Annotated in this window: 23 protein-coding genes and 2 tRNA genes; 14 read left to right on the forward strand and 11 right to left on the reverse strand. The window is 66.7% G+C overall.

Annotated elements, in window-relative coordinates; all coding sequences use genetic code 11:
- Positions 1–307: 307 nt before the first annotated feature.
- Positions 308–395 (reverse strand) — tRNA-Ser (locus DXK94_RS17665).
- Positions 396–502: 107 nt separating this feature from the next.
- Here DXK94_RS17665 and DXK94_RS17670 point away from each other — a divergent pair.
- The 9 genes from DXK94_RS17670 (at position 503) to DXK94_RS17710 (ending at position 10,585) form a co-directional block, all read left to right on the forward strand.
- Positions 503–1,486, forward strand: coding sequence for an NAD(P)H-quinone oxidoreductase (locus DXK94_RS17670; protein WP_115525929.1), 984 nt, complete (start codon positions 503–505; stop codon positions 1,484–1,486).
- Positions 1,487–1,603: 117 nt separating this feature from the next.
- Positions 1,604–2,212, forward strand: coding sequence for a PadR family transcriptional regulator (locus DXK94_RS17675; RefSeq protein ID WP_115525930.1), 609 nt, complete (start codon positions 1,604–1,606; stop codon positions 2,210–2,212).
- On the forward strand, positions 2,209–2,946 hold the full coding sequence (locus tag DXK94_RS17680; protein ID WP_079598295.1) for an ABC transporter ATP-binding protein: 738 nt from the start codon (positions 2,209–2,211) through the stop codon (positions 2,944–2,946). Before DXK94_RS17675 ends, DXK94_RS17680 begins: the two co-directional genes overlap by 4 nt.
- Entirely contained in the window at positions 2,946–5,810 is a 2,865-nt protein-coding gene (locus DXK94_RS17685) for a hypothetical protein (RefSeq protein ID WP_115525931.1), read from the forward strand. Before DXK94_RS17680 ends, DXK94_RS17685 begins: the two co-directional genes overlap by 1 nt.
- A gap of 153 nt (positions 5,811–5,963) precedes the next feature.
- A complete protein-coding gene (locus DXK94_RS17690; protein ID WP_181884869.1) occupies positions 5,964–8,264 on the forward strand; it encodes a carbon starvation CstA family protein in 2,301 nt (766 codons plus the stop codon).
- Positions 8,264–8,467 carry a YbdD/YjiX family protein gene (locus DXK94_RS17695; RefSeq protein ID WP_115525932.1) on the forward strand — a complete coding sequence of 68 codons (204 nt, stop codon included), beginning with the start codon at positions 8,264–8,266 and terminating at the stop codon, positions 8,465–8,467. The genes DXK94_RS17690 and DXK94_RS17695 overlap by 1 nt, the downstream gene beginning before the upstream one ends.
- A gap of 77 nt (positions 8,468–8,544) precedes the next feature.
- Complete coding sequence (locus DXK94_RS17700) at positions 8,545–9,171, forward strand: bacterial proteasome activator family protein (RefSeq protein WP_079598293.1); 627 nt, start codon at positions 8,545–8,547, stop codon at positions 9,169–9,171.
- Between the two features lie 7 nt (positions 9,172–9,178).
- On the forward strand, positions 9,179–9,628 hold the full coding sequence (locus tag DXK94_RS17705; RefSeq protein WP_115525954.1) for a hypothetical protein: 450 nt from the start codon (positions 9,179–9,181) through the stop codon (positions 9,626–9,628).
- A gap of 111 nt (positions 9,629–9,739) precedes the next feature.
- Positions 9,740–10,585, forward strand: coding sequence for an aldo/keto reductase (locus DXK94_RS17710; protein WP_079598292.1), 846 nt, complete (start codon positions 9,740–9,742; stop codon positions 10,583–10,585).
- A gap of 106 nt (positions 10,586–10,691) precedes the next feature.
- On the opposite strand, the gene DXK94_RS17715 is transcribed toward DXK94_RS17710, so the two are convergent.
- From DXK94_RS17715 to tmk, 8 genes are all read right to left on the reverse strand, one after another.
- Positions 10,692–10,877, reverse strand: coding sequence for a hypothetical protein (locus DXK94_RS17715; protein WP_079598291.1), 186 nt, complete (start codon positions 10,875–10,877; stop codon positions 10,692–10,694).
- Positions 10,878–10,915: 38 nt separating this feature from the next.
- Positions 10,916–11,911, reverse strand: coding sequence for a hypothetical protein (locus DXK94_RS17720; protein ID WP_258868599.1), 996 nt, complete (start codon positions 11,909–11,911; stop codon positions 10,916–10,918).
- Between the two features lie 142 nt (positions 11,912–12,053).
- A complete protein-coding gene (locus tag DXK94_RS17725) occupies positions 12,054–12,536 on the reverse strand; it encodes a hypothetical protein (RefSeq protein WP_115525933.1) in 483 nt (160 codons plus the stop codon).
- Positions 12,537–12,594: 58 nt separating this feature from the next.
- Positions 12,595–14,208, reverse strand: coding sequence for a phospholipase D-like domain-containing protein (locus DXK94_RS17730; RefSeq protein ID WP_115525934.1), 1,614 nt, complete (start codon positions 14,206–14,208; stop codon positions 12,595–12,597).
- A gap of 220 nt (positions 14,209–14,428) precedes the next feature.
- Positions 14,429–14,501 (reverse strand) — tRNA-Thr (locus DXK94_RS17735).
- 105 nt (positions 14,502–14,606) lie between these two features.
- Entirely contained in the window at positions 14,607–16,172 is a 1,566-nt protein-coding gene (locus tag DXK94_RS17740; RefSeq protein ID WP_115525935.1) for an alpha/beta hydrolase, read from the reverse strand.
- Positions 16,173–16,192: 20 nt separating this feature from the next.
- A complete protein-coding gene (locus DXK94_RS17745; RefSeq protein WP_115525936.1) occupies positions 16,193–17,335 on the reverse strand; it encodes a DNA polymerase III subunit delta' in 1,143 nt (380 codons plus the stop codon).
- Positions 17,332–18,030: a dTMP kinase gene (gene tmk / locus DXK94_RS17750; RefSeq protein ID WP_115525937.1), complete on the reverse strand. Its 699-nt coding sequence runs from the start codon at positions 18,028–18,030 to the stop codon at positions 17,332–17,334. Before tmk ends, DXK94_RS17745 begins: the two co-directional genes overlap by 4 nt.
- Positions 18,031–18,149: 119 nt before the next feature.
- Here tmk and DXK94_RS17755 point away from each other — a divergent pair, with 119 nt between their 5' ends.
- Together DXK94_RS17755 and DXK94_RS17760 are read left to right on the forward strand one after the other, a co-directional pair.
- Positions 18,150–19,340, forward strand: a complete 1,191-nt coding sequence (locus DXK94_RS17755; RefSeq protein WP_115525956.1) for a PLP-dependent aspartate aminotransferase family protein — start codon at positions 18,150–18,152, stop codon at positions 19,338–19,340.
- 9 nt (positions 19,341–19,349) lie between these two features.
- Positions 19,350–19,703 carry a DUF2516 family protein gene (locus DXK94_RS17760; RefSeq protein WP_115525938.1) on the forward strand — a complete coding sequence of 118 codons (354 nt, stop codon included), beginning with the start codon at positions 19,350–19,352 and terminating at the stop codon, positions 19,701–19,703.
- 92 nt (positions 19,704–19,795) lie between these two features.
- On the opposite strand, the gene DXK94_RS17765 is transcribed toward DXK94_RS17760, so the two are convergent.
- Positions 19,796–20,641 (reverse strand): class I SAM-dependent methyltransferase, encoded by an 846-nt coding sequence (locus tag DXK94_RS17765; RefSeq protein ID WP_181884870.1) that lies wholly within the window; start codon positions 20,639–20,641, stop codon positions 19,796–19,798.
- A gap of 155 nt (positions 20,642–20,796) precedes the next feature.
- Here DXK94_RS17765 and DXK94_RS17770 point away from each other — a divergent pair, with 155 nt between their 5' ends.
- Positions 20,797–21,543, forward strand: a complete 747-nt coding sequence (locus DXK94_RS17770) for a phosphoglyceromutase (protein WP_115525939.1) — start codon at positions 20,797–20,799, stop codon at positions 21,541–21,543.
- 73 nt (positions 21,544–21,616) lie between these two features.
- Here DXK94_RS17770 and phoU read toward each other — a convergent pair whose 3' ends face one another.
- The gene (gene phoU / locus DXK94_RS17775) at positions 21,617–22,279 is read right to left on the reverse strand and encodes a phosphate signaling complex protein PhoU (RefSeq protein ID WP_115525940.1); all 663 of its coding nucleotides are present in this window, start codon (positions 22,277–22,279) and stop codon (positions 21,617–21,619) included.
- Between the two features lie 205 nt (positions 22,280–22,484).
- On the opposite strand from phoU, the gene DXK94_RS17780 reads away from it, so the two are divergent.
- The gene (locus tag DXK94_RS17780) at positions 22,485–23,732 is read left to right on the forward strand and encodes a cell wall metabolism sensor histidine kinase WalK (RefSeq protein ID WP_079598281.1); all 1,248 of its coding nucleotides are present in this window, start codon (positions 22,485–22,487) and stop codon (positions 23,730–23,732) included.
- Positions 23,729–24,409: a response regulator transcription factor gene (locus tag DXK94_RS17785; protein WP_079598280.1), complete on the forward strand. Its 681-nt coding sequence runs from the start codon at positions 23,729–23,731 to the stop codon at positions 24,407–24,409. Before DXK94_RS17780 ends, DXK94_RS17785 begins: the two co-directional genes overlap by 4 nt.
- The last annotated feature ends 61 nt before the right edge of the window (positions 24,410–24,470 follow it).

Here is a 24,470-nt window from a genome sequence, read left to right on the forward strand (position 1 = left end):
CCCAGCGGAACGTGCCGCCCACCGGCCTGGAGCCCCCGTAGCCCGGTTCCGGTGATGCTGCTGGTTTTGGTTTTATGGCCGGCGCCTTCCCCCAAATGTGCCGGTCATCACAAAGAATACCGGCCGGTAGCTTCCAGAAAAGCGGTGCGCCGCGGATAAGTCCAAAGAATTTACGGGGCGGCAACAAGCGGTCGGAAAAGGTGCGGCCGGCCCGGCGGAATCGATGCGCCTCACCCGAGGGACAAGGCCAGGCTTAAAACAAAGGACCCCTGCCGGCCAGCATGCTGGCGGACAGGGGTCTTCTTTGCGGAAGGTAAGAGATTCGAACTCTTGGTACGGGGTTACCGCACACTAGTTTTCAAGACTAGCTCCTTCGGCCGCTCGGACAACCTTCCTCAACTAGTAGTGTTTCATAGGCACTTGCCTGCAACAAAACAGAGCCCGGAAGGCTTCCGGTGCACACTGGTTGCAGCCAGTATTCAGTCAGGAACGGAAGTGGTCTATGAAAGCCGTCTACATATCGGAACCGGGCGGCCCGGAAGCCCTCGAGGTCCGCGAGGTGGAGGCGCCGGTGCCGGGTCCCGGCGAGGTGCTGATCGATGTGGTTGCCGCCGGCCTGAACCGCGCGGATGTGCAGCAGCGGCGGGGCTTTTACCCGCCGCCTCCCGGCGCGTCGGACATACCGGGCCTGGAGGTTTCCGGCCGGATCGCCGGCTTTGGCACGGGGGTTACCAAGGCCTTCTCGCTGGGCGACAAGGTGGTGGCGCTGCTGGCCGGCGGCGGCTATGCGCAGCAGGTGGCGGTCCCGGCAGAGCAGGTGCTGCGCGTGCCCGACGGCGTTGACCTGGTGACGGCCGCTTCCCTGCCGGAGGTTTCCGCCACGGTTTATTCCAACCTGATCATGACGGCCCAGCTGCAGCCGGGTGAGACGGTCCTTATCCACGGTGCAACCGGCGGAATCGGCACCATGGCCATCCAGCTCGCCAAGGCTTTCGGCGCCAAGGTGGCCACCACGGCAGGAACTGATGAAAAAGTCAGCACCGCGAAAGCCTTCCTGGGCGCGGACATTGCCATCAACTACGCCGAGGAGGATTTTCCGGAAAGCCTCCGCCGGCAGAACGGCGGAAAAGGCGCGGACGTGATCCTCGACGTCGTCGGAGCCAAGTACCTCCAGCAGAATGTGGATGCCCTGGCAGACTACGGCCGCCTGGTGGTCATCGGCCTGCAGGGCGGCACCAAGGGGGAACTGGACCTGGGGCAACTCCTGAAGAAGCGCGCCGCACTGGTGGCCACGGCGCTCCGGCCCCGGCCCGTTGAGGAAAAGGGCGCCATCATGAACGCGGTCAGGGACGCCGTATGGCCGCTGGTCACGGACGGGCGGATCCGCCCGCTGGTGGCGAAGACGTTCCCGCTGGACCAGGTGCAGGCCGCGCACCGTTACTTTGACAGCGGGGACCACGTAGGCAAGATCCTCCTCCTGATGTAGCCAGTAGATACTCAGTATTGTGCTGCGGCGCGGGCTCGGCTAGGCTTCGAGGCATACGCGGTATGCACGGGTCTTGGGGGTCCGTGCATACCGGCGGTAACCAGCCGAAGGAGCAGCATGTCCATCCGTCACAGCCTCCTCGCCCTGTTGCAGGACCAGCCGCGTTACGGCTACCAGCTGCGGGTCGAGTTCGAAAACCGGACCGGGGCCACCTGGCCGCTTAACATCGGTCAGGTGTACACCACGTTGGACCGGCTCGAGCGGGACGGCCTCGTTGCCAAGGAGGGCGACGACGGCGAGGGCCACGTGGTGTACAGCATCACGGCCGCGGGCAAGGCGGAGGTGCAGAGCTGGTTCGCGGCGCCGGTGGAGCGCGCCAACCCGCCGCGGAACGAGCTCGCCATCAAGCTGGCGCTCGCCGTCACCCTCCCGGGGGTGGACGTCCAGTCGATCATCCAGGCACAGCGGGTGGCGTCAATCAGGTCGCTGCAGGACTACACCAAAGCCCGCAGGGACACGGCGGCCAGCCAGCGCAGCGGTGATACGGCTTGGCTGCTGGTCCTTGACTCCCTGATCTTCCAAACGGAAGCGGAGGTCCGCTGGCTGGACCTCTGCGAGGCCCGGATGGTCCAGCAGGCGCAGTCAGCCGGCACGGGTGCGGCACGCAAAACGTCCAACGGGGTCACGGAAGACGCCACCCCGCTCAACGCGGACAGCCGCCGGTGAGCGTCCGGGGGCCGCAGCAGGTCCTGGAACTCGCCAAGGTCAGCAGGACGTTCGGGGAAGGCGCGACGGCGGTGGCCGCGCTTCGGGACGTGGACCTTGCCATCAGCGCTGGCGAGTTTGTTGCGGTTATGGGACCGTCGGGCTCGGGAAAGTCCTCGCTCCTTGCCCTGGCCGGGGGACTGGACCGGCCGACGTCGGGCGCGGTCTTTGTGGAGTCAACCCCCCTGGCCGCGTTGGGTCTCAATGAGCTGGCCCGGCTGCGCCGGCGTGCGGTGGGATACGTTTTCCAGGACTTCAACCTGGTTCCCACGCTGACCGCCGCCGAAAACGTGGCGCTGCCCCTGGAACTGGACGGCACCGCTTCGAAGAAGGCCCAGAGGCAGGCGGCGGATGCCCTCCGCCAGGTGGGAATTCCGGAACTCGCGGACCGCTTCATGGACCAGATGTCCGGTGGCCAGCAGCAGCGGGTGGCCATCGCGCGAGCCGTGGTGGGGAAGCGGCGCCTGATCCTTGCCGACGAGCCAACGGGCGCGCTGGATTCGACCACGGGCCAAGGCGTCATGGAGGTGCTGCGCTCGCGGGCTGACGCAGGGGCCGCCGTTATGCTGGTCACCCACGAGGCGAGGCACGCGGCCTGGGCCGACCGGGTGGTGTTCCTCCGCGACGGGCGGATCGTGGACCAGGCGACCGCCATGCACGATCCTGCACTGCTGCTCTCGCAGGCCGGCCACTGATGCCCCTGGACCTCACTCCGGCGCCGGGAGGGCGCCGGAGCAGTTTCCGGGTTGCCCTTCGGATGGCCCGGCGGGACATCCGGCGGCACCGGGGACGGTCGTTCCTGATCGTGCTGCTGATCATGCTGCCGGTGGCCGGGATGACCGGGGCTGCCACGTTGTACCAGAGCTCGCAGCGCACTCCCGGGGAGATCGTCCGATACGAACTGGGCAACGCGCAGGCCCGGTTCAGTGCCTTGGCGTCAGTCAACGCCGAATCAATCCAGGACCCGCTGAACGACGTCGTGGTGGCATCCAGCACAGGGAACGTGGACCCCGACTTCATCGCCACGCCGCCTGAAGAATTGCTTCCCGAAGGCTACGATGTGCTGCCGATGCGCCAACTGCAGCTCACCACCACCGTTGGGGAAGCGTTGGTGTCGCTGAACGGCGTGCAGGTGGACGCGCTGAATCCCGCGTTCACAGGCAAGTTCACCCTCCTCGATGGCCGCGCTCCCGAATCCAGCCAGGAAGTCCTGGTATCGCGTGGGCTGCTGGAACGCTTCCACTTGCAGCTCGGGGAGGAATTTACGACGTCGGCAGGAATTTTTGTGCCGGTGGGCACCCTTCGTGACGCGGACGCCTCCGACAACAACAGCTTCCTGTACGTTCAGCCCGGGCAAGTGGCGCCTGCTGTCCTGGGCCGGGAGCGTGAGCTGCCCCAGTCGGTGTCCTACTACCTGGTGGGACCGGAGCCCGTCAGCTGGCAGCAGGTCCGGGCGGCCAACCGCCAGGGGGTCGCGGTGCTGTCCCGCAGCGTAGTGCTTGATCCACCGCCCCTGGACCAGCGGGTGGTCAGTGGTGCACAGCCCAGGTACGAGTCGACGGAAGCGCTGACCCTCTACGCCTCCTTCGGCCTGCTCGGAGCCCTTGCCCTCCTGGAGGTTGGCCTGCTTGCCGGTGCGGCCTTCGCGGTGGGCGCCAAGAGGCAAGTGCGGGAACTCGCGCTGTTGGCTGCATCGGGGGCTGAGACGCCCACTGTCCGTGCCGTCGTAACGGCGGCCGGCTTGTGGCTCGGTGCCATTGCCGTCATGGCAGGCGCAGGCCTGGGACTCGGGGCGGCAGCCGTCGTCGTACTCTGGGTCCGGTCCACCGGCTCGGCCCGGCTGGCAGGACTGCACCCGGACATACTGCTGACGTCGGTTGCAATGCTCATGGGGCTGGCCGCCTGCATCCTCGCCGCGGTGGCTCCTGCCGGCCAGGTAGCCCGTCAGGCAGTGCTCGGTGCCCTCAAGTCCGGGCGCGCTCCCGCCGGGAACGGAAAGCGGACGAGTATCACGGGGGCGGTGCTGCTGGTGGCGGCCGTTGGGCTGCTGGCAGCCGGCTGGCTGCTGGGCCAGTCAGCGAAGGACCCGGACCGGCAGGCAGAACAGCTTCCACTGGTGGCCACGCTGCTGATCGGCGGGGCAGTGCTGGCCGTGGCTGCGCTGGTGCTGCTGACGGGTTGGCTGATCGTCCGCCTGACATCCCGGACGCAATGGTTGTCCCTGCCCCTCAGGATGGCGGCCCGGGACTCGGCCCGAAACCGCGGACGGACCGTCCCGGCAGTGGCCGCGGTGCTGGCCGCGGCCACGCTGGCCAGCGCCGGCCTGGTGCTGTCGGCCACCCAACAAACCTGGATGCGGGACAACCACTCGTGGAGCGCGCTGGAAAACCAGACCTTCCTGCCGCTGTCCCTGGACCAGCCCTTATCAGCCGATGGGAGCACGCAACCGCCTGTGGAAGTGGATCCAGCCGAGCTTTCTGCCGCCGTGGAGCGCGCCATCGGCACCGTCGCCTGGACCCAGGTCATCACTGCGCCCGCCTACCCCCGGAATTGCGGCGACGGGCCGCTTCCCAGCCCCGAAACGCCGGCGCGGACGGCAACCTCCAACTGCCTGCAGTATTCACTGGCCAGGCCTGAGGGCAACGAGTGCGCCATGACCCCGCAGCGCCGCATCAAGGATCCGGCCGACTGGCGCTGCCAGGGAGCGCTCGCCCAGTGGTCAGGCTCCCACCGGGCGGTAGTCGTGGGTGGAGCGGATGAGATCAGGGCAGTCCTGGGCAGGGAAGCCGGTCCTGAGGCTTTGGCGGTTCTGGACGCAGGGGGCATGGTGGTCACCAATCCCGTTTTTGTCCGGGACGGCACAACCGTCCTGCTGGGCCAGGACGTGCGCACCTGGAATGAATCGGCGTCGGACCCTTCCCTCACCCACGACACCGTCAGTAGCTCCGCGTTGCCTGCAGTGGTTGTGGAACCTGCTGAAGCCGTTCCCTACTACGGGGTCATTTCGCCGGAGACGGCGGAACGGTTGGACTTGCGGGCTGAACCGGCCGAGCTGCTGGTCCAGCTGGACCGGCAGCCCTCAGCCGCCGAAGCTGACGCGGCGGCCGCGGCGGTGGCAGCTGTTTACAAGCAGCCAGGTGCCGGGTTCTGGGCGGAGCCGGGAGTCTCACAGGACAACCAGTGGATGTTCTGGTTGATCGTGGCTGCCAGCGCAGTGATAACTCTCAGCGCCGCCGGCATCACCACCGGCCTGGCACTGGCTGACGCCCGGAACGACCATATGACCCTTGCCGGAGTGGGGGCCTCACCCCGTCTTCGGAAGGGGCTCGCTGCGGCGCAGGCACTGCTCACCTCCGGTCTTGGGGCCGCTCTCGGTACCATCGCCGGGGCGGTGCCCGCGGTGCTTATTGTGGCCTCGACGGATATGCGGACAGCCGTGGAGATCCCCTGGCTGCACCTGCTGGCGCTCGTGCTGGCCGTCCCGCTCACGGGATCGGCGCTCGCGTGGATCTGTACGCGGGCTGTGCTCCCGATGTCCCGCCGAGGGCTGGTTGGCTAGGGCAGAACCACACACCGGCGGGGTCGTTCGGCGCCCCGTGGCTGCCGTTCGCCGCACCGGCCGGCGGCGGGCGGCGCAACCCATCCCCATCTGCAACCGGCGTTGGTAAGGTGCCTTAGTAAGGGGAGACCTGCATCCACTCAAGGAGGAGACATGGCCGGAACGCCTGATGATCGGAACGGTTCATTCCGGAGGGAGGGTGCTGTGGCCACAGATCAGGCCCTTCCCCCTGCCGCCGTGGATGAGAATGCCCGGGAGGCAGAGGAGAGGAAGTGGACGCCCGGCAAAATCGCCTTGTGGGCCGCCATCGCCCTGCTCGGCGGCGTGGCCTGGTTCATGCTCGCCATCATCCGCGGGGAGACCGTCAATGCGATCTGGTTCGTATTCGCATCGGTGTGCACCTACCTGATTGGCTACCGTTTCTATTCCAAGGTGATCGAGCGGTACATCACCCGGCCGGATGACCGCCGGGCCACCCCCGCCGAGTACAAGGCCGACGGCAAGGATTATGTCCGGACGGACCGCAACGTCCTGTTCGGCCACCACTTTGCCGCCATAGCCGGGGCCGGGCCCCTGGTTGGCCCCGTGCTTGCAGCCCAGATGGGCTACCTTCCCGGCACCATCTGGATCATCATCGGCGTCGTTCTCGCCGGCGCCGTGCAGGACTACCTGGTGATGTTCTTCTCGATGCGTCGGGGCGGACGTTCCCTGGGCCAGATGGCCCGTGAGGAACTCGGCGTCATCGGCGGCACTGCGGCCCTCATCGCCACCCTGCTCATCATGGTGATCATCGTCGCCATCCTCGCGCTCGTCGTCGTGAATGCCCTGGGTGAAAGCCCGTGGGGCGTGTTCTCCGTCAGCCTGACCATCCCCATCGCCCTGTTCATGGGCATCTACCTTCGCTACCTCCGGCCCGGCAAGGTGATGGAGGTTTCACTGATCGGTTTCGTGCTGCTGATGGCGGCAATCATCGGCGGCGGCATCGTGGCAGAAACCCCGTGGGGCGCGGACATCTTCAGCCTGGACAAGGTGACCATCGCCTGGGGCCTGATCGTGTACGGCTTCATCGCCGCGATCCTGCCCGTGTGGCTGCTCCTGGCTCCCCGGGACTACCTCTCCACGTTCATGAAAATCGGCGTGATCGTGATGCTCGCGCTGGCCATCATCGTTGTCCGCCCGGAGATCACCGTGCCGGCCTTCAGCGAATTCGCCAGCAGGGACAACGGGCCGGTGTTCCCCGGATCGCTCTTCCCCTTCCTCTTCGTCACCATCGCCTGTGGCGCGCTTTCCGGCTTCCACGCCCTCATCTCCTCCGGCACCACGCCAAAACTTGTGGAGAAGGAACGCCAGACGCGCTTCATCGGCTACGGCGGAATGCTGATGGAATCGTTCGTGGCCATCATGGCCCTGGTTGCCGCCATCTCGATTGACCGTGGCCTGTACTTCGCCATGAACTCGCCCACCGCACTGACGGGCGGAACAGTGGAAACGGCCGCCACGTGGGTCAACAGCCTGGGCCTGAGCGGCGTGAACCTCACTCCGGAATTCCTGTCCCAGACGGCAGCCAACGTGGGCGAGGAAAGCATCGTCTCGCGCACCGGCGGCGCTCCCACCCTCGCCGTGGGCCTCGCACACATCATGCAGCAGTTCATTGGCGGCACCGCCATGATGGCGTTCTGGTACCACTTCGCCATCATGTTCGAAGCCCTGTTCATCCTGACGGCAGTGGACGCCGGCACGCGCGTGGCGCGGTTCATGCTGCAGGACTCCATCGGCAACTTCGTCCCCAAGTTCAAGGAAGCCTCCTGGCGGCCCGGGGCCTGGCTCTGCACGGCGATCATGGTGGGTGCCTGGGGCGCGGTGCTGCTGATGGGCGTGACCGATCCGCTGGGCGGCATCAATACACTGTTCCCGCTGTTCGGCATCGCCAACCAGCTGCTGGCGGCCATCGCCCTGTCCGTGTGCCTGGCCATCGCAGCCAAGCGCGGAACCTTCAAGTACCTGTGGATCGTCGCGCTGCCGCTGGCCTTCGCCGCGGTGGTCACCATCACCGCGAGCTACCAGAAGATCTTCTCCCCGACCCCCGCCGTAGGCTACTTCGCCAACAACGCCGCCTTCAGCAAGGCCCTTGCCGAGGGGAAGACCGAGTTCGGCAGCGCCAAGACCGTAGTGGCCATGGAGGCCGTGGTTCGCAATACCGCCATCCAGGGCTGGCTCTCGGTGATCTTCGTGGTCCTGAGCATCATTGTCATTGCGACGGCGTTGCTCGCCACCGTCCGGGCGTTCCGGAACAGGGCGGCCGGCGTTCCCACCAAGGACAACGAAGACCCGGCCCTCCCGTCGCGCGTCTTCGCTCCCGCCGGGCTCATTCCCACCCGTGCCGAGCGTGAGCTGCTGGCCGAATGGGAAAAGGTTCCGGCCAACCTGCGCTTCGAACGGGCAGGACACCACTGATGAGCACCGGACTTGCAGCGCTCTCCAACGGGTTCAAGGGGTTCGCGCGGTATATGGGCGGAGTCATGGGTGCTGACGCCTACAGCAAATACCTCGAACACCACACGGAGGCCGGCCACAAGGAACCGCCACTCAATGAGCGGGAGTTCTGGCGCGACCGGACAGACCGCCAGGACGCCAACCCGCAGGGCAGGTGCTGCTGATTGAGCCCGCAGCGGACAACCGTCCGGCGGCTTCATCGAGTGGCGTTCGGACGGATTCCTCGTGAGAGTATGAACGCATGAGCGATCCGAAAGACACTCAGGCACCTGAGGACCTCCCGGTAGAAGGCACCACCATCGACGACAGCCAGCCGCCGGTACCGGCGGCCCAGCCGGACGGCACCAAGCCCAAGGGCAGCAGCCTGCAGGACCTGGTGGACGAACCAGCCAAGGTAATGCGGATCGGCACCATGATCCGGCAGCTCCTGGAGGAGGTGAAGTCCGCTCCGCTGGATGACGCCGCCCGGGGCAGGCTCGCCGAAATCCATGAGCGCTCCATCAAGGAGCTGGAAGACGGGCTGGCGCCCGAGCTGGTGGAGGAACTGGACCGGATCAGCCTTCCCTTCTCGGACGAGGCCACACCCTCCGACGCAGAGCTCCGCATTGCCCAGGCGCAGCTGGTTGGCTGGCTGGAAGGCCTGTTCCACGGCATCCAGACGGCCATCGCAGCCCAGCACGCAGCCCGCGAGCACGCAGCCGCGCAGATGCAGTTGCGCCAGCTTCCGCCTGGCACAATGATCGCCCCGGGCGTGGTGATCGGCGAGAACGGCGAGCCCCAGCGCGCGCCCGCCGGTCCCCGCCCAGGCGCTCCGGGACGCCCGGGGCAGCAGAACGACCCGGACCACGGTCCCGGACAGTATCTGTAGGTTGCGCTTGGGCTTTTTCAGCGCTGCCAGGCAGGGGCGCAAGGACGACGCGGAACTGGGGAAGGGGTTGTGGCGCCGGGCGCACGACCGCTTCCATCGGGGACTGGACCGCTTCCACCAGGTGCTCGAAGGCGTGGAGGACGACCAGCTGTACGAGGAGCTGGTGGAGATCGCCAACGAACTGGCCGCGCTCCTGGACCGGGTGAGGGCTATCTGCGTGGAAGCGCAGCGCCGCTCACCCAGCGAGGGGCTGGACATCCCGGCTGCCCTTTCCGGCGTTCACCGGGCGTTGTCCAAGGCGGGCAATTCGCTGGCCACCACCGCTGAAGCGGCCGCAATGCTGCGGCTCGCCGTGGGGCCCGTGCCGGTAGGGGCCGCGTCCGTGCGCCGCCGTGCGGAGGCCGTTTACCAGCAGGTGTCCGACGCCGAGAGGCACCTCCATGAGGAGGCCTCCTAGCTGCACCGGCCGGAATATTCCCCGTTAAGCCGGGAAATTCCCCGTTAAGCGTGTGGCTTAGCGGGGCCCGAATGCCCCGGCGCAGGGCGGATTGTTTGGCAGGATAATTCCATGACTTCTTCACCTACACTGACTTTCAATGACGGAAACACGATTCCCCAGCTCGGCTACGGCGTGTGGCAGGTTGACGACGGAGTGGCTGAAAAGGTAGTCCGCCAGGCGTTCGAAGCCGGCTTCCGCCACATCGACACCGCAAAGATCTACGGCAACGAAGCGGGAGTGGGACGTGCCATCGCCAGCTCCGGCCTGTCCCCGGAGCAGATCTTCATCACCACCAAACTGTGGAACTCGGACCAGGGCTACGAGTCGACCCTGGCTGCCTTCGAGGAATCGATGGACAGGCTTGGCCTGGAGACCCTGGACCTGTACCTCATCCACTGGATGCAGCCCAAGCAGGACAAGTACGTGGACACCTGGAAGGCGCTGATCGAACTCCAGAAGCGCGGCCGGGTCAAGTCCATCGGCGTTTCCAACTTCACCGCGGAAGGCCTGCAGCGTTTGATCGATGAAACAGGTGTAGTCCCGGCCATTCACCAGATCGAGCTGCACCCGTACTTCAGCCAGCGTGAGCTGCGCGAATTCGGGGCCTCGAAGGGCATCCTGACGCAGGCGTGGTCGCCGCTGGGGCAGGGCGGTGAGCTGCTCGAGGACGCAACGGTGGCGCGAATCGCCGCCAAGCACCAGGCCACCCCCGCCCAGGTGGTCATCGCCTGGCACCTCGCCATCGGCAACGTGGTGATCCCCAAGTCAGTCACCGAGTCACGGATCCGTGAAAACTTCGCGGCGCTGGAGGTCTCCCTGGACGCCGAGGACGTTGAGGCCATCAACGCCCTGGACCGCACCGGTAACGGTGAAGGCCGCATCGGCCCGGACCCGGCGGTTTCCGACTTCGCGTAGGCGACGTCCCTGCAATAGGGCACCGTTGCAATAAGCGGTATGGACCCGCACTGCCTGATTCGGGCAGTGCGGGTTCCTGCTTTAAGCCGTAACCTCCCGGGGACGGTCAGGCAGCGATCTTGATGTGCTCCACGCTGACAGTATCGATGACAGCCCAGCTGTCCTCGCCGGAGCAGTGCCTGTTGGCGAACCGCTGCGCCTCTGCCAGGGTGTCGAAAATTTCAGCCCTGGACCGGCCGCAGTCGGCATCGAAGTAGGTGACGTGAAATTCCTGTACGGGTTGGTTTTCCATAAATCCAGTGTGCAAGAGGGGTCTGACAATTCCCGGAATCAGCCCCGCGTGTTGCCCAGCCGGAGGACCCGCTCCTGCGCCAGCATGGCCGTCCGCCCGGCTTTGTCCGCTGCCCGTGCAGCCTGCTTTGCCTCGGCAGCCGTGGTGGTGAGCCGCCTGCGGGAGCGCTCCAGCTCTTCCTCCGCGGCCTTCAACCGGTCACGGAGTTCGGCTGTTTCCCGCTGCAGGGCGGCAATGTCCGTCCTGGTTTGTTCCGCCTGCTCCTGCAGTTCCCGGGCCAGTTCGTTCGTCCTGGCCTCCTCCTCCCGGGCTTCCGCCAGGGCTGCCTGGGCCTTTTCCAGCGCCGGCGGGGACGCCGGCCGGGGCGTCTGCCGGACTGCCTCAAGCCGCGGTTTGGTTGCCTTGGGCTGGGAGGGGCGCTCCGCCGTCGTGCGTTGCTTCTTGTCGGCTGTCGGTGCCGGTTTCCGGGCCGGGGTCGCGGCCGGGGGAGCGTCCGGCGGGGCAGCAGGAAGCGCCCCGGGAACCGCCACCGCCCCTTCGAGGTCGGCGGCGCCCACGCCATCCGCCGACAGAGTCTTCACAAGGCGCCCGCTTCGGACGGCAGCCGCGGCCCCTGCGTCGGCCGTCAGGGCCCGAAGGGTTTCTTCGACATCCCCGGCAATGGTTTCGCTGATGGCGCGTCCCTGCTGCTGGACCACCGATTTGGCGGTGTCGACGGCGGCGGCCAGCATGGTGCGGCGCTCCCGGCCCAGTTCGCGGAGCGACGGTGCGTCGAGTGCGGCCTGCGCGGCGCGCATCCGGGAGCCGAGGTCAGCCAGTCCGTCGAGGACCTCGGGCTGGTGCAGGGCGAGCATGTTCACGGCCCAGGCCGCAACCGACGGCTTGGGAAGCCCTTTGACGGCGGCGCCCAGCTCTTTGTCCTTCCCGGCGGCTTCCTTTGCTGCAGCCGTCCGGGCCGCCACAAAGTCCTCCAAAGGCGCGGCGTACAGCCCGTTCGCGATGTCTGCCAGGGCCTGCTCTTCCATGTTCGCCATCTTAGGCGGCACCTTCATCAGTTGCCGTTTCGCCAGGCCCTGCCGGCCCGCCAGGCAGTCCTCCGGCCCGGCCTTCTGCCCCTTGCTGCGCCGAAGGCCCATCCAAATGGTGTTGGACGGGCCTTCGCCTGGTCACAGCCAATCAGCTGGTGGTGCAGGAGCCGGTGCTGTGGTTGTAGCCGCCGGAGACGTTCGCCTCCACGAAGTTGGTATCCAGGACGCAGGTCAACCCATCCGAGTAGGACAGAACGTCTGAACCATCAACCCGCGTCACCTGGGGGTCGAGGTAGTAGATGCCATCCGGCACCTCCACCGACGACGTGTAAACGACAAGGTACCTGCGCGTCTCCTCAGACGTGTGCGACCCGCCCGGGTACGTGGTGGCATCTGAATACTCGCGGTAGCCCTGGAATATCGTGATCCCCGACGGTGTATGGACTTCGATACGGCGTTCGGTCATGGCGCTGCATGTTGTTACCTCAGGTGCCAGCTCGGTGCACGTATCACGGATTGTGAATGTGGTGCCCTCGGTGCTGGCCGCCGTGGCCGGCGCGGCCACGGCGCCCATCAATGCAGCTGCTGCTGCCCCGCAGGCCGAGAGCCGGAGCATGGTTTTTGCAGGCATGAGATCCCCCAGTTTTTTCAGTGCGGCCCCAGCGGCCGCCCGCGTAGCCTAGCAGCCACTAGAACCGGGTGGTGCCGCGCAGCCGGCGGGGGCGCCCGTCCGGGTCCACGAAGAAGCGGTTTGCAGGCTCCGCCCAGAGACGCTGAAGTCGCGGCACGGGTTTGGTGGTGTGGTGCCGCACATGCCCGTTGGGACGGGGCTGGCGGCGGCCGGCTTCGTGCCAACCGTCAAGGGCGTCCGCGGCGGCGTTCCACAGTTTGAGCCCATCCTCCGGGGCATGGAGCTGCGGGTCGTTCTGGTCCAGGCCAAGGTGTTCAGCCCAGAGCTGGCGCCGGAGCGCGTAGGCCAGCGGCCGGGAAGCGCCGGGGTCCGCGCCTGTGGCGGGCGCATCCCGGCCAGGGGCAGAGGTGTCGATGACGGCGCAGGTGAGCTCACTGTCGGTGGTCCAGGACCGGCGGTTGAAGTTGTCCGATCCGCAGGTGAACCAGGTGTCGTCGATGATGCAGATTTTGGCATGGATATAGATTGGGGTTCCGGCTCTGTTTTCCAGATTGAACACGCCGAATCGGTCCGGCGCAGCCCGGCTTATCGTTTCGATGGCACGCAGTTGCCCCAGCCGCTTGGGCGGCCCTCCCAGCGGACCGTCGGAGTCCGGGTAGCGGGGCACGACGGCGATCACCTTTAACCCGGGGTTCCGTTCCAGGGCCGAGGCGATGCCGGCTGCCACCTCTGCCGACCAGAGGTACTGGTCCTCGATGTAGATCAGGGAGCGGGCCAGGGAGAAAGCCTTTGTGTAGGCCAGGGCAACGCTTCGCTCGCCGCCAGGTGCGAACGGGAACGGCGGATGCTTCACGCCGTAGGTGCGCAGCAGCTGCACGGCGTGGGGGCCTGCCGGTGGTGGCGGCGGTGCAGTCTCCGGCAGGGGTTCGGGGTGCCGGGGCATATCGGCCAGGCGCTGCAGCAGCATCCTGTAGGGTGTGCGCCGGTCCAGGGGATGCGGGTCATCCCACCGTTCCGCGAACAGCTGTAGCACATCTGCCACAACCGGGCCGTGCAGTTCGAGGGCGGCATCGTGCCACGGAGGTTGTTTCCCGTACCGGGGATCCATGTCTACCGCCTGGGGGTCGCCGCCGTGGTCGGCGTCGTCCCGGCGGCTGTGGGAAAGGTCGATTCCGCCCACGAACGCGACGTCGCGCGAAGGGTCATTACGGTTGCGGATGACGAAGAGTTTCTGGTGGTGGCAGCCGAAGAGGCGCACCCGCTGATCCAGCAGCACCTCGCCGCCGGCGTCATTGATCTGGCGGCTGAGGTGCTCGTTGGACAGGTTGCTCATGGGGGCAGACACGCGCTCCCCGTGGGACCTCCAGACCAGGCCCCGCACTTCCACCCCCGCCCGGGCTAATCCCGCCAGCAACTCACCGATCGCCGGCCCGTCCGGCGTCAGCCGCTCGTCGCCATCGCCGCGCCAGTCGGTGAACCAGACACGGTCTCCCGCTTGAAGGGCCGACAACTCCTCATGCAGCCGGGCGAAGTAGGTGGCGCCGTGAATCAGGGGCCGAACGAGGTTTCCCTCGGACCAGGCCGGTGAGCCGGACCCGCCGGCGTGCACGTTAGTGGCTGCATGTTCCCGCTCAGCGCCACTCAAGAACCAGATACCAGCAGTACTGTCCACTCGTCGTTCCCTTCGGGACCCGAGGCCGGCCTTTCAGTGCCAGCCTACCCAGTAGCCTACGACTGCTGAGGGCGAAGGGTGAGGACGGTACCGGTCGGGATTCTGATCGCTTTGGGAATCGGCGGCACGCCTGACGCCCTGCACTCGGCCAATGACGCCGCTTAACCAGCGAAAAACCCCCCAAAGCCCTAAAACTAGGGGCAATAGGGGGTTTATCCCGAGCTTCCTATCAGAATCGAACTGATGACCTTTTCATTACGAGTGAAACGCTCTACCGACTGAGCTAAGGAAGCACCGCATGAAATCCCCGGGAAAACCGGGCGCTTCATGCAAGAGTCAACTGTAATAGAATCCCCGCGCCCGGGTCAAAATGGGACACCCTCCAGCAGCTGAGGCGTTCAGCACACCGTGTTGTCGGCCGGCACTTCGCCGCTCACTAGGTACCTGTCCACCGGATCCTCGATGCAGCTGTTGGACCGTCCGTAGGCGGTATGGCCTTCACCTTCCCACGTCATCAGCGTGGCATTTCCGAGCTGCTTCCGCAGCGACGCGGCCCATTCGACGGGGGTGGCGGGATCGCCGGTGGTGCCAATGACCACGATCGGGGAATCGCCGGTGTACTCCACCGGTGCCGGGGTCCGGACGTTCTTGTAGGGCCAGTCGGAGCAGCTGGTGCCGCCGTACGCGAAAAAGTACCCCAGTGTGGGCGATTCCTGCATCAGGCGCTGCTGCTCCGCCCGCATCGCGGCGGGGTCGGACTCCATGGGGTAGTCCAGGCAGTTGATCGCGTTAAAGGCGAAGGTCGAATTGGACGAGTAAGTGCCGTTGGACGACCGGTCGGCACCGAGGTCGGCCAGGCGCAGCATCAGGCTGACGTCCCCGGTCATTGCCGCGTCCAGGGCCTGGGTCAGGGCCGGCCAGCTCTGGTCGTTGTAGAGCGGGGTGATGAGTCCGCTGACGAACATCGTGGCGTTGACGGTCCTGCCGTCCTTGGCCGTGCGCGGCGTCTGCTGCACAGCGGCGATAAGGTCGCGGATCTGCTGCACGCCGGAGTCGACGTCCCCGCTCAACGGGCACCCCTCCTGCTGCTGGCAGCTCGCAACATACGCGCGGATGGCCTTCTCAAAGGCCCGGGCCTGGCCGCTGGTCAGCTCCTCGTTGCTGATGGAAGGATCCAGGGCACCATCGAGCACCATGCGTCCCACGTTGTCCGGGAAAAGGGAAGCATACGTGGAACCCAGGAACGTCCCGTAGGAGTAGCCCAGGTAGTTCAGCTGCTTGTCGTTGACCACTGCCCGGAGGATATCCAGGTCCTTTGCGGCGTTCTGCGTATCGATATGCGCCAGCACCTCGCCGGTCTGCTCGACGCACTGGTCCGCGATCGCCTTGTTGTCCGCCCGGGCAACCGCCAGGCCAACATCCGTTTCAAGATCGTAGATCTTTGCCCGGGCCGCGTCCCGCTCGGCATCGGTCAAGCAGGTCACCGGAGAAGAGCGCTTAACACCGCGGGGGTCGAAGCCCACCAGGTCGTAGGCGTCGCGGACCGTCTGCGAGAAGTGGGTGCCGGCCGCGTCCTTGACGAAGTCGTAACCGGAGGCGCCGGGGCCGCCGGGATTCACCAGCAGGCTCCCGGTTTTCCGGCCGGTGCTGGGAGCCCTCAGCGCGGCAATCTGGATCGTCGCGCCCTTGGGATCCTCGTAATCCATGGGCACCGTCACCTTGGCGCACTGGAACTCATTCTCGCAGGGCTCCCACACCACTTCCTGGGAGTAAAACTGCTCCAGCCCGGACGGGGCAGAGGCCACGATGGAAGGATCAGCCTTGGCGGTGGCCGTCTCCTGGTTGCGGTCGCCGCCGTTGAGGAGGCTGCACGAGGCCAGCACCATGGCAAGAACCAGGGCGCCGGCGGCACGGAGTCCGACCACCAGGGATCGGTGGCGTGCGGGCAGGGGGCGGGCAGTCATCGGGTCTCCTTGGAAGGGGGCTAAATCAGGCTGGCTGCCATGGACTCAATGGTCAACAGCGGGGCAACGTTGGTGGTGGTGATGCGTTCGCGGGCTTTGTTGATGGCGTCCATCCGGGCAAGAGTGGCTTCTGGAGTGGAACGGCTGGCAAACTCCTCCAATTCACTCCTCAGCTCAACGTTTACCAGCTCCACAGCATTCCCAAGCTGGATAATCAGCACATCCCGGTAAAAGGACAGCAGGTCCGTCAGTGTGCGGTCCAGGGAATCCGTGATGGAACGCTTCGCCCGGCGCTTCTGGTCGTCCTCCAGCTGCTTCAGCTGGCTTCGCATGGCCGGCGGGAGGGTGCCGGACTCGGGTGCGCCGAGCGTGGCCAGCAGCGCGGCTTTTTCGGCGGCGTCGCGCTCTTCATTGGAGCTGTTCGCCTCGGCGGTGGCGATCTTCACCAGCTTGTCCGCCATCATGACTGCAGCGGTGACGCCCCGGAGCCCGAGCGGAAACCTCACAGTCTCCAGCCGGCGTTCCCTCGCTGCCGCATCCCTGGCCAGCCGGCGTGCGATTCCCACGTGGCTTTGCGCGGCGCGGGCGGCCCGTTCCGCGAGCTCAGGGTCCACGCCGTCGCGCTTCACCAGGAGCGCGGCAACATCAGCGGCCGGCGGCAGCCGCAACGCCACGCTGCGGCAGCGTGAGCGGATGGTGACCAGCACATCCGCGGGGGAGGGCGCGCACAGCATCCATACCGTCCGCGGCGTGGGCTCCTCGATTGCCTTGAGCAGAACGTTGGTGGTGCGCTCCGCCATCCGGTCCGCGTCTTCCACCACAATGATGCGCCAGCGTCCCGCGGAGGGCCGGTTCCCCGCAGTGGCCACCAGCTCACGTGCCTCGTCGATGGTGATGGTGACCTTTTCCGTCCGGACAAAGGTCACGTCCGAATGGGTTTCACCCAGGATCGTCAGGCAGGCCTGGCATTCGCCGCAGCCGCGCAGGCGCACATCCTCCTGGTCACAGTTCAAAGCCGCAGCAAAGGCCTTGGCGGCATTCGAGCGCCCGGAGCCCGGCGGGCCGGTGAACAGCCAGGCGTGCGTCAGGGCTTCGCCGCTGGACGCCTGGCGCAGCTGCTCGACGACGGCGGACTGGCCTTGGAGGTCATCCCACACGGTCATGGGGTGCCGCCGCCGTGATCGCCTGCGGAGGGGCCGGCGCCAACGGGGGCCACCTCGGGGCTGGCCAGCAGGGCGTCCACGCGCACGAGGATCGCCGCGGCCAGCTCGCTGACGGGCAGATGTGCGGGCAGCACCAGGTAGGAACCGGGCCGGCTGCCGGCCAGCTCAAGGAAGGCTTCCCTGATCCGGCCGTGGAAGTCGTCCGCCTCGGATTCCAGCCGGTCCTCGGCGGCGTCACCGGCAGTCCGGCGCTGCCGTCCCATCGCCGGGTCAACGTCCAGCAGGACGGTGAGGTGGGGCTGCAGCGCGGAGGTGGCCCACTCGTTCAGGGCTTTGACGGCGTCCTTCCCCAGATCGCGTCCGGCGCCCTGGTAGGCAACAGAGGAATCAATGTAGCGGTCCGTCAGCACAATCTCGCCGCGCTCCAGCGCCGGCCGGATCACCTGGGTGGCATGGGCGGCGCGGGACGCCGCAAAAATCAGTGCCTCAGTGTGGGCGTCAATTTCGCCGTGGCCGTGGTCAAGGACCAGGGAACGCAGCTTCTCGCCGATGGGCGTCCCGCCCGGCTCGCGGGTACGCAGCACTGTCAGTCCCCGGGATTCAAGGGCATCTGCAAGCCGGGCAGCCTGCGTCGACTTGCCGGCACCATCGCCGCCTTCAAACGCGATGAAAAGTCCGGCCCCTTGTTTGTTCACCCCACAAGCCTACCGACCCCCATAGACTTTCTCCGATCGGGCGGTGCGCCTGTGGACAGCCCGGGTGGCCCCGGTAACGCCTTTCCGTGGCCTGTCCGCCGGACAAGTACGCTTTCACCATGAGTCTTTCCGAACAACACGCGGCTGCCCTGTCTTCAGAGACAGTTGTGGTTGCGGCGGGACGTCCGCCGCGGGAAAGGGACCAGCCGGTCAACCCGCCCCTCGTCCTCTCCTCCACCTACTTCGGTACCGGCCCCCTGGGCCCCGGGGACCGCGGCTACGGGCGGTACTCCAACCCCACCTGGGACCCCTTCGAAGAGGCGCTTGGCCAGCTGGAGGGCGCCGAACTGCCGGGCCTCCTCTACGCCTCGGGCCTTGCAGCTGTCAGTTCGGCCCTGTCGCTGATCCCCGCCGGGGGAGTGCTGGTCATGCCGACCCACAGCTACTCGGGAACCCTGGTGATGGCTGCTGAGCTGGCGCAAAAGGGATTCATCGAACTCCGGACGGTTGACATCACGGACACCGACGCGGTCAAGGAAGCCCTTGCACCCGCCGGACCCGGGGCCCGGCCTGCCGCCATGCTGTGGCTGGAAAGCCCCACCAACCCCATGCTGGGCATCGCCGATGTCAAGGCACTGACGGCCGCGGCCCATGCCGCCGGAGCCATCGTGGTCACGGACAACACCTTTTCCACCCCGTTGGTGCAGCAGCCGCTGGCGTTGGGGTCCGACGTCGTCCTCCACTCGGTGACCAAATACCTGGCCGGCCACTCCGACGTGGTCCTCGGGGCCCTGGTGACCTCCAACCCCGACATGCGCTCCGCGCTGCTCCACAACCGGACCATCCATGGCGCCATTGCCGGTCCCTTCGAAGCATGGCTGGCACTGCGGGGCCTGCGGACGCTCGCACTCCGGGTGGAACGGTCGCAGCAGTCCGCAATGATCCTGGCGGAACGGCTCAGCACGCATCCGCGCATCGACTTCATCCGGTTCCCGGGGCTTCCCGCCGATCCGGGACACGAACGGGCCAGAGCACAGATGACCGGATTCGGGTCCATTATCTGCGTCCACATTGCACCGGTCGCGGGCCTGGACGGTGCCGACGCCGCGGACAAGCTTGTGCGTGCCCTGGAGCTGTGGCTCCCGGCAACTTCCCTCGGCGGAGTCGAGTCCCTCATCGAACGCAGGCGCCGGCATGCCGCGGAACCCGTCAGCGTGCCGGAGAACCTGGTCCGCATGAGCGTGGGCATCGAAAATGTCGAAGACCTCTGGGCGGACCTGAAGCAGGCGCTGGACACGCTGGGAGGCTAGGCTTGGCTTGTGGACGGTGAACTGATTATTCGGCCTGTTGAGCAGGCAGTGTTCTTTATCCTTGCCCTGGTGGCACTGGGCCTTGAGCTGTGGGCCGTGGCCGACTGCGCCCGGCACCGGGCCAATGCCTTCGAGGCAACCGGCAAGAGGACCAAGACATTCTGGCTCGCCTTGACCGGCGGAGCCGCCCTCGTCGGTGTCATCTCAATGTTCGGCAGCGGCGGCGGTTTCTTCGGCACGCTGGGCCTCTTCGGCCTGGCCGCGGTAGTCGCCGCGTCCGTGTACCTCGCCGACGTACGGCCCGCCGTGAAGGACGCCGGCCGCGGCGGCAGCCGCAACATGGGCCCCTACGGCCCCTGGTAATCCCCACCGGCTCCCTCGGCTCGCAAGCTCGCCCAGGGAACCCTGCCGGCGTGGGCCCCCCACCCTGCCGGCGTGGGCCCCCACCCGCTCACTTAGGCCAGCGGCGCCACTGCTTCCCAGCCCACCGTCAGCTCCCCGAGCCGCCACCGCGCCGGTCCGTCCTGGACCGGCCAGCCGGCGTCGCGCAACGCCCGGCACATAGCCTGCCAGCGCTGCCTGTTACCAAACGACGCCAGGGGTGCTGATTCCAGCCACGCCCGGTCCATCGCCTGCATCAGGGCGTGGACGGGTTCGCCGGGAACGTTGCGGTGGATCAGCGCCTTCGGTAGCCGTTCGGCCACCTCGGACGGCAGCTCGAAGCTCCCGAACCGGACGGACACGCTGAGCGACAAGGGCCGGCTGCGGTCGAGCGCCACCCACGTCACCCGCCGCCCGATTTCATCGCAGGTGCCATCGATAAACAGCCCGTCAGCGGACAGGCGGTCCTGCACCAGCCGCCAGATCCCCGCCACGTCCGCCTCCTCATACTGCCGCAGCACGTTGAACGCGCGCACCAGGACCGGACGGCCCGGCACGGGAAGCTCAAATCCGCCCACGAGGAAGTTCAGTCCGGGCCGCTGGAGAGGCAGGGCAGCACGTACACGTTCCGGTTCGATCTCGATGCCGCAGACCCGGACATCGGAGCGGACGGCGGACAGCCGCTCATAAAGTTCGACGGCGGTGGCCGGGGTGGCGCCGTACCCCAGGTCAACTACCAGCGGGTCGGCAGCGGAGCGGAGGCGCCAGGCCTGCGGCCCGGTGAGCCAGCGGTCAAGGCGGCGCATGCGGTTGGGATTGGTGGTGCCGCGGGTCACGTTGCCCACCGGCCTGCCCTGCCTGCCGGCCGCGTTCCGGCCGGTGATCTGCGGGGCGGTTACCCGTTCAGCCTTTTGCACCACCGCCCCACCTTATCCTGCAGGGCGGAGTCACTCCCGGCCCTGTAATCCGCCTGGAAGGGGCATTAAGTGACTCCGCGTTGCTTTTCCGCGGAGCCACCGGGCCTCGCTTTGTAACGCTGGGCGGGCGGCAACGGCGCTCGGCTAGGATGAAAATCATGACTTACAAGCTGATTCTGCTGCGCCACGGCCACAGCGAATGGAACGCCAAGAACCTGTTCACCGGCTGGGTGGACGTTGACCTGAACGACCAGGGCCGCGAGGAAGCAGCACGCGGCGGTGAGCTCCTGGTGGAGAACAACATCCTCCCGGACGTGCTCTACACCTCCCTCCTGAAGCGGGCCATCAACACGGCCAACATCTCGCTGGACAAGGCCGACCGCGGCTGGATCCCGGTCAAGCGCGACTGGCGCCTGAACGAACGCCACTACGGCGCCCTCCAGGGCAAGGACAAGGCACAGACGCTCGCGGAATACGGCGAGGAGCAGTTCATGGAATGGCGCCGTTCCTACGACACCCCGCCGCCGCCCCTGGATGACAACTCCGAGTTTTCCCAGGCCCACGATCCCCGTTACGCAGGACTCGGGGATGCCCTTCCCCGGACCGAGTGCCTGAAGGACGTGCTGGTCCGCCTGCTGCCGTACTGGGAATCGGACATCAAGGAAGACCTCAAGGCCGGCAAGACCGTCCTGGTCACCGCCCACGGCAACTCGCTGCGCGCGCTGGTCAAGCACCTCGATGGCATCAGCGACGAAGCCATCGCCGGCCTGAACATCCCCACCGGCATCCCGCTGGTGTACGACCTGGACGAAAACTTCGAGCCCATCAAGCGGGGCGGCACCTACCTTGACCCCGAAGCGGCCGAACAGGCCATCCTGGCCGTCGCGAACCAGGGCAAGAAGTAAGACTTCGCGTTATGACGACGGCGGGCCGGTCACCTCAGGTGACCGGCCCGCCGTCGTAAGCGCTGCTTGACTGCTAGCTGTGTTCGTTGGCGTTCGGCTGCCAGGCGCCGGTTACCAGGTAGGTGACCTTCTGGGCCACGGAAACGCCGTGGTCGGCGAAGCGCTCGAAGTAGCGGCTGGCCAGGGCTACATCCACGGTGGTGGCAGGCGATTCGGCCCATTCGGGAGCGGCGATGGCCTTGAAGACGCTCAGGTGCAGATCGTTAATATCGCTGTTCGCTTTCAGGATGTCCCTCGCCACCTCAAGGTCGCGGGTTTCCAGCAGGTCGGTCAGCTTGTCAGCGATCATCTGGTCCAGCTCGGCCATCCGCTTGAACGTGCCGGTCATGGAGGCGGGAATGACCGTGGACGGGAACCGGAGGCGGGCCAGCTGCGCGATGTGCCGGGCGAGGTCGCCCATCCGCTCCAGCGACGCACTCATGCGCAGGGAGCCCACGATCATGCGCAGGTCGCTGGCAACGGGGCCCTGCAGCGCCAGGATGTCGATGGCCCGCTCGTCCAGGCTGTTCTGCAGGAAGTCGATCCGCGCGTCCGCGGCAATAACGTCCTGGGCGAGGTCCACGTCCGCCACTTCAAAGGAAGTGGTCGCTTTGTCCATCGCTTCGCTGACCAGGCGGGAGATCTCCACCAACTGGTCACCCACATGGGTGAGCTCTTCCTGAAAAACCTTACGCACGTAGGCGTCCTTTCCTTGGAACTCCTGCGGCCCGTGTCTGGGCAGCTGGAATCGTGTCGCCGTTCGGCACTCCAACCCGCTACTCTGCCACCGCCCGGTGAACGGTTAAGCCCTTGCAGGTGAACGTTAGTTGAACCGTCGCCGCAGGCGGTCCTGACGCGCCGGAAGGCCCCCTGTAAGAGCATAAGGTGGATCTGTGGATCCTATGCTCATCGGTCTGGTCGCAGGCCTCGTCGGCCTGGCGCTTGGCACGTTCGGCGTGCTCGCCTACCGGGTCAGCGAGAAGCAGCGCCGGCTGCTGGACGTGGACGCTGAGGAGCCGGCCCTGCCGGCCGGTGCCGCGGAGGTGCTCGCGGTCGTCGGGCGTGCCTTTGTTGTGGTGGACGCCGTGGACGGTGTGGTCCGCGCCAGTCCTGCCGCCTACGCGTACGGCCTGGTCCGCGGACATACGGTGGTCCATAAGGAACTGCTGGACATGACGGCCGGGGTCCGCCGTGACGGCGTCATCCTTGAGAAGCAGCTTGAACTGCCGCGTGGTCCGCTGGGGCAGGGGACCATCATCGTGCAGGTGCGGGCAGCGATGCTCGGGGAGGAATACATCCTCCTGCTCGCGGACGACCGCACCGAGATCACGCGCACCGAGGAAATCCGCAACGACTTCGTCGCCAACGTTTCACACGAACTCAAGACCCCCGTGGGTGCCATCTCGCTGCTCGCCGAAGCCCTGGAGTCTTCGGCGGACGACGAACTGGCCGTCCGCCGCTTTGCCAAGCGCATGCACAAGGAATCCGGCCGCCTCGCCGCGCTGGTGCAGGACATCATCGAACTCTCCCGGCTGCAGGGCGCCAGCGTCACGCAGGAGGGCCGCCCGGTGGACATCAACGCCGTCATCGCCGAGGCCGTGGACCGGTCGCAGCTGCCCGCGGAAAGCAAGAACATCACCATCGTTGTGGGTGGCCGGACCGACGGCAAGGTCTTCGGAGACCAGGACCTGCTGGTGACAGCCCTGCGCAACCTGATCGACAACGCCATCCGGTATTCCCCGGCCAACACGCGCGTGGGCATCGGGGTCCGTGCCAAGGAGGGCCTGGTGTCGATTTCCGTGACCGACCAGGGCGAGGGCCTCAGCGCCGAGGACCAGGAACGCGTCTTTGAGCGCTTCTACCGGGTGGATTCCGCGCGTTCCCGCCACACCGGCGGCACGGGCCTGGGCCTGAGCATCGTCAAGCACGTTGCCTCGAACCACGGCGGCGAGGTGACCCTGTGGTCCCAGCCGGGCCAGGGATCCACTTTCACCCTCCGTCTTCCCGAGATGGAGGGGCACGACGGCGACGAGGAACTTCCGCCTGCTGCCGCCCCTGTGCGCGGGCCCTCAGGGCAGCACACCGACCAGCCAACTGTCACCCAAGTACCCCGCGCCGCAGGCGCAAAAGAACGAGGAGCTAGCGCTTGAGCAGGATTCTGATTGTCGAGGACGAGGAGTCGTTCAGCGATCCGTTGTCCTATTTGCTGGGCAAGGAGGGGTTCGAGGTGGAGGTCGTGGACAACGGCCTGGACGCCATCACCGAATTCGACCGGAACGGCGCGGACCTGGTGCTGCTGGACCTGCAGCTGCCCGGACTTTCCGGTACCGAGGTCTGCCGGCAGCTCCGCCAGCGTTCCAGCGTGCCGGTGATCATGCTGACGGCCAAAGACTCCGAAATCGACAAGGTGGTGGGCCTGGAGCTCGGGGCCGACGACTACGTCACGAAGCCTTATTCCTCCCGCGAACTGGTGGCCCGGGTGCGGGCGGTGCTGCGGCGCCAGGGTGAGCCGGAGGAACTGATTTCCTCCACGGTCCAGGCCGGGCCGGTCCGCATGGATATCGAACGGCACGTGGTGAGCGTGGACGGGGAGCAGGTGCTGCTTCCGCTCAAGGAATTCGAGCTCCTCGAAATGCTGCTGCGCAACTCGGGCCGGGTGCTGACCCGCGGCCAGCTCATCGACCGGGTCTGGGGCTCGGATTATGTGGGGGACACCAAGACGCTGGATGTCCACGTGAAGCGGCTCCGGGGCAAGATTGAACCCGATCCCTCGGCGCCGCGGTACCTGGTGACGGTGCGCGGGCTGGGGTACAAGTTCGAGCCGTAGGCGGAGCGGCCGCAACGGCATAACAAAAGGGAGGGGCCGCCGGCCCCTCCCTTTTGTCTGC

The organism is Arthrobacter sp. RT-1, assembly GCF_003367205.1.
Classification (GTDB): domain Bacteria; phylum Actinomycetota; class Actinomycetes; order Actinomycetales; family Micrococcaceae; genus Arthrobacter.